The sequence below is a fragment of the Kitasatospora sp. NPDC094028 genome, assembly GCF_049543595.1.
Taxonomy (GTDB): domain Bacteria; phylum Actinomycetota; class Actinomycetes; order Streptomycetales; family Streptomycetaceae; genus Kitasatospora.
This window is the reverse complement of the sequence record NZ_JBMVFA010000052.1, coordinates 38469-43249: the sequence shown is the minus strand read 5'-3', so window position 1 is coordinate 43249 and position 4781 is coordinate 38469. Positions and strand designations below refer to the sequence as shown.

The 4781-nt window shown below is 70.1% G+C and carries 2 protein-coding genes; both read left to right on the top strand.

Annotated elements, in window-relative coordinates; translation table 11 throughout:
• Window positions 1–177: 177 nt before the first annotated feature.
• Window positions 178–1347 carry a tRNA dihydrouridine synthase DusB gene (gene dusB / locus ACPC54_RS39770; protein ID WP_498972222.1) on the top strand — a complete coding sequence of 390 codons (1170 nt, stop codon included), beginning with the start codon at window positions 178–180 and terminating at the stop codon, window positions 1345–1347.
• 553 nt (window positions 1348–1900) lie between these two features.
• A complete protein-coding gene (ppdK, locus tag ACPC54_RS39765; protein ID WP_498972220.1) occupies window positions 1901–4609 on the top strand; it encodes a pyruvate, phosphate dikinase in 2709 nt (902 codons plus the stop codon).
• The last annotated feature ends 172 nt before the right edge of the window (window positions 4610–4781 follow it).

The following is a 4781-nucleotide window of genomic DNA, read 5'->3' as shown; positions in this document are numbered from 1 at the left end:
CCTCCGTGTGTGGTGTGGAGCCTAGACACCTCCACCACACCGGAGGTCTTCGCCATGATCAAGCCCGACCGTCAACAACGCTCATGGTCAATACACCTAGTCCGGGCGGGTGACCGGGGTGGGGGACAATGGAGAGTCCCGTCCCCCTCCCCGAGGTCACCCGAGGTCAGCCGCGCCATGACAGCCACGCCCGCCCCCACCGCGCTCGACACCGAGTTCGCGCCGCTGGACCTCGGCCCGATCCAGGTGTGGCCGCCCGTCGTGCTGGCCCCGATGGCGGGCATCACCAACGCGCCGTTCCGCACGCTCTGCCGCGAGCAGAGCGGCGGCAAGGGCCTGTACGTCTCGGAGATGATCACCACCCGGGCGCTGGTCGAGCGCAACGCGAAGACCATGCAGCTGATCAAGTTCGACGCGAGCGAGAAGCCCCGCTCGATCCAGCTGTACGGCGTGGACCCGGTGACCGTGGGCAAGGCCGCCCGGATGATCTCGGACGAGGGCCTGGCCGACCACATCGACCTCAACTTCGGCTGCCCCGTCCCCAAGGTGACCCGCAAGGGCGGCGGCTCGGCGCTGCCGTACAAGCGCAACCTGCTGCGCGAGATCCTGCGCGAGGCCGTCGCCAATGCGGGCGACCTGCCGGTGACCATGAAGATGCGCAAGGGCATCGACGACGACCACCTCACCTACCTGGACGCCGGCCGGATCGGCGCCGAGGAGGGCGTGGCCGCGATCGCCCTGCACGGGCGCACCGCCGCCCAGCACTACGGCGGCACGGCGGACTGGTCGGCGATCGCCCGGCTGCGCGAGGCCGTCCCGGCGCACGTCCCGGTGCTGGGCAACGGCGACATCTGGTCGGCGGACGACGCGCTGCGGATGATGCGCGAGACCGGCTGCGACGGCGTCGTGGTGGGCCGCGGCTGCCTGGGCCGGCCGTGGCTGTTCAAGGACCTGGTGGCGATCTTCGAGGGCGAGGTCGACTACGCCCGCCCGACGTTCGCGTACGTGGCCGCGGCGATGGTGCGCCACGCCCAGCTGCTCGGCGAGTGGATCGGGGACGAGACGCGCGGCGTGATCGACTTCCGCAAGCACGTCGCCTGGTACACCAAGGGCTTCTCGGTCGGCTCCGAGCTGCGGGTGAAGCTGGCGAACTCCTCCTCGCTGGACGAACTGGCCGAAACCCTCGCCCAGGTCGAGCAGTCCCAGTCCTGGCCGCTCGGCGCGGACGGCCCGCGCGGCCGCACCAGCGGCAACGGCCGGGTGGTCCTGCCCGAGGGCTGGTTGGACGATCCGTACGACTGCGCCCGGCCGGGCGAGGACGCCGAATCGGACACCTCCGGCGGATGATCTGTACGAGGTGGCGAATTCGGCCCCGGAGGCCTCCTCGCCACTGAGTCCCAGCCCTCTTGTCCACTCTGGACAGGAGGGCTCCTTTTCGGCGCACGGATCTGACTCAAGGTGCGCGATTGGGCGCGCAGTGTGAGGATGGTCGGCGCCCGGCCCGTGAGCTGCACTGGTGACGCTTGCCACACGCGGTGGCGACTGACGTCGGGTCAGTGGACGAAATGGACAGGTCGGCCGTGAATCGCTTCCCGAAGCCGGGCGGTGGGGATCGGCCGATCCGGGTGCAGGAAATCAAGCCGGGGCGCCACGAGGGGTGGCCCGCCGCTACCCTGCGTCCGATTCGTGTGATCGCCGTGTTTCCCCGCCTTCAAGACTTGAACGCTTGCTCGCGTCAGCCGGACGATTTCACCAACAGAGGTGAACGCCTTTATGCGCATTCGATCTAGCGGGTTACCGCTGGGTACCGGCCTCGTGTGGCCTATTCAGGGCAGAGAAGTGCCTTCGAAATGGGTATGTTCTCCGGCGTCAGGGCAACCGCTTACGAGGAGACCTTCCCGTGACGTCCCAGCAGAAGTTTGTTTACTCCTTCACCGAAGGAAACAAGGACCTCAAGGACCTTCTCGGCGGCAAGGGCGCGAACCTGGCCGAGATGACCAACCTCGGTCTCCCCGTCCCTCCGGGGTTCACCATCACCACGGAGGCCTGCAAGGTCTTCCTGGAGACCGGGAGCGAGCCGTCCTCCCTCCACGAGGAGATCAGCGCCCACCTGGACGCCCTTGAGCAGGAGATGGGCAAGAAGCTCGGCCAGGCCGACAACCCGCTCCTGGTCTCGGTGCGCTCCGGTGCCAAGTTCTCCATGCCCGGCATGATGGACACCGTCCTGAACATCGGCCTCTCCGACGCCTCGGTGGTCGGCCTCGCCGCGCAGTCCGGCAACGAGCGCTTCGCCTGGGACTCCTACCGCCGCCTGGTCCAGATGTTCGGCAAGACCGTGCTGGGCGTCGAGGGCGAGCTGTTCGAGGAGGCCCTGGACGAGGCCAAGCGCGCCAAGGGCACCGCGAACGACCTGGACCTGGACGCCGCCGACCTCAAGGCGCTGGTCGAGGTGTTCAAGGGCATCGTCGAGCGCGAGACCGGCCGGGCCTTCCCGCAGGACCCGCGCGAGCAGATGGACCTCGCCGTCCACGCCGTCTTCCACTCCTGGAACGGCGACCGCGCCCGGCTGTACCGCCGCCAGGAGCGCATCCCGAACGACCTCGGCACCGCGGTCAACGTCTGCACCATGGTCTTCGGCAACCTCGGCGAGGACTCCGGCACCGGCGTCGCCTTCACCCGCGACCCCTCCACCGGCGCCCAGGGCGTCTACGGCGACTACCTGTCCAACGCCCAGGGCGAGGACGTGGTGGCGGGCATCCGCAACACCCTGCAGCTGTCCGAGCTGGAGAAGCTCGACAAGAAGTCGTACGACGAGCTCATGGCGATCATGCAGAAGCTCGAGAACCACTACCGCGACCTCTGCGACATCGAGTTCACCATCGAGCGCGGCAAGCTCTGGATGCTGCAGACCCGCGTCGGCAAGCGCACCGCCGCGGCCGCCTTCCGGATCGCCGTCCAGCTCGTCGACCAGGGCCTGATCGACCTGGACGAGGCGCTGATGCGCGTCACCGGCGGCCAGCTGGCCCAGCTGATGTTCCCGCGCTTCGCCCCGACCGGCGAGTCCCAGCAGATCGCCTGGGGCCTGGCCGCCTCGCCGGGCGCCGCGATCGGCAAGGTCGTCTTCGACTCCTACACCGCCGTCAAGTGGTCCCGCTCGGGCGAGAAGGTCATCCTGGTCCGCCGCGAGACCAACCCGGACGACCTGGACGGCATGATCGCCGCCGAGGGCATCCTCACCTCGCGCGGCGGCAAGACCTCGCACGCCGCCGTCGTCGCCCGCGGCATGGGCAAGACCTGTGTCTGCGGCGCCGAGGAGCTGGAGGTCGACACCAAGGCCCGGAAGTTCACCACCGCGGACGGCCTGGTCCTCCACGAGGGCGACGTCGTCTCCATCGACGGCGCGACCGGCAAGGTGTACCTCGGCGAGGTGCCCGTGCTGCCGTCCCCCGTGGTCGAGTACTTCGAGGGCACCCTGCACGCCGGCGCCGACGTCCAGGGCGGGCTGGTCCAGGCCGTCCACCGGCTGATGTCGCACGCGGACGGCCGCCGCCGCCTCGCGGTGCGCGCCAACGCCGACAACGCCGAGGACGGCGGGCGCGCCCGCCGCTACGGCGCCCAGGGCATCGGCCTGTGCCGCACCGAGCACATGTTCCTCGGTGAGGAGCGCCGCAAGGAGGTCGAGCGCCTGATCCTCGCGGACAACGACAAGGACCGCGAGCAGGCCCTCTCCACCCTGCTGCCGCTGCAGAAGAGCGACTTCCTGGAGCTCTTCCAGGCGATGGACGGGCTGCCGGTCACCGTGCGCCTGCTCGACCCGCCGCTGCACGAGTTCCTGCCGGACATCACCGAACTGTCGGTGCGCGTCGCCCTCGCCGAGGCCCGCAAGGACCCGAACGAGAACGACCTGCGCCTGCTCCAGGCGGTGCACAAGCTGCACGAGCAGAACCCGATGCTGGGCCTGCGCGGCGTGCGCCTCGGCCTGGTCATCCCCGGCCTGTTCGGCATGCAGGTCCGGGCCATCGCCGAGGCCGCCGCCGAGCGCAAGCTGGCCGGCGGGGACCCGCGCCCCGAGGTGATGATCCCGCTGGTCGGCACCGTCCAGGAGCTGGAGCTGGTCCGCGACGAGTGCGAGCGCGTGCTCGCCGAGGTCGCCCAGTCCACCGGCGTCCAGCTGGAGATCAAGCTCGGCACCATGATCGAGCTGCCGCGCGCCGCCGTGACGGCCGGCCAGATCGCCGAGGCCGCCGAGTTCTTCTCCTTCGGCACCAACGACCTCACCCAGACCGTTTGGGGCTTCTCCCGGGACGACGTGGAGGCCTCGTTCTTCACCGCCTACCTGGAGAAGGGCATCTTCGGGGTCTCCCCGTTCGAGACCATCGACCGCGACGGCGTCGGCTCGCTCGTCAAGCACGCCGTCGAGGCCGGCCGGGCCACCCGCCCCGACCTCAAGCTCGGCGTCTGCGGCGAGCACGGCGGCGACCCGGACTCGGTCCACTTCTTCCACGAGGTGGGGCTGGACTACGTCTCCTGCTCCCCCTTCCGGATCCCGGTGGCGCGCCTGGAGGCAGGCCGCGCCGCCATCGAGTCGGCGGGCAGCGACTCGCGCTGAGAGGGTAGGCATCCCCTACTCACGCGCGGGTACGACTGACCGCTTCCCCTCCCGTCGGGAGGGCGTACACCGGAGCTCGGCGCAGGAGAACCGGCGTACGTAACACGGCCGGGGGGGGGCGGGCCCCCCCCGCCACCCCCCCCCCCCCGCCCGGCTGCTGTGGCCCGCCCAC

Coding starts and splice junctions, on each gene's coding strand:
- dusB (WP_498972222.1), top strand. CDS start 178: ATGACAGCCACGCCCGCCCCCACCGCGCTCGACACCGAGTTCGCGCCG.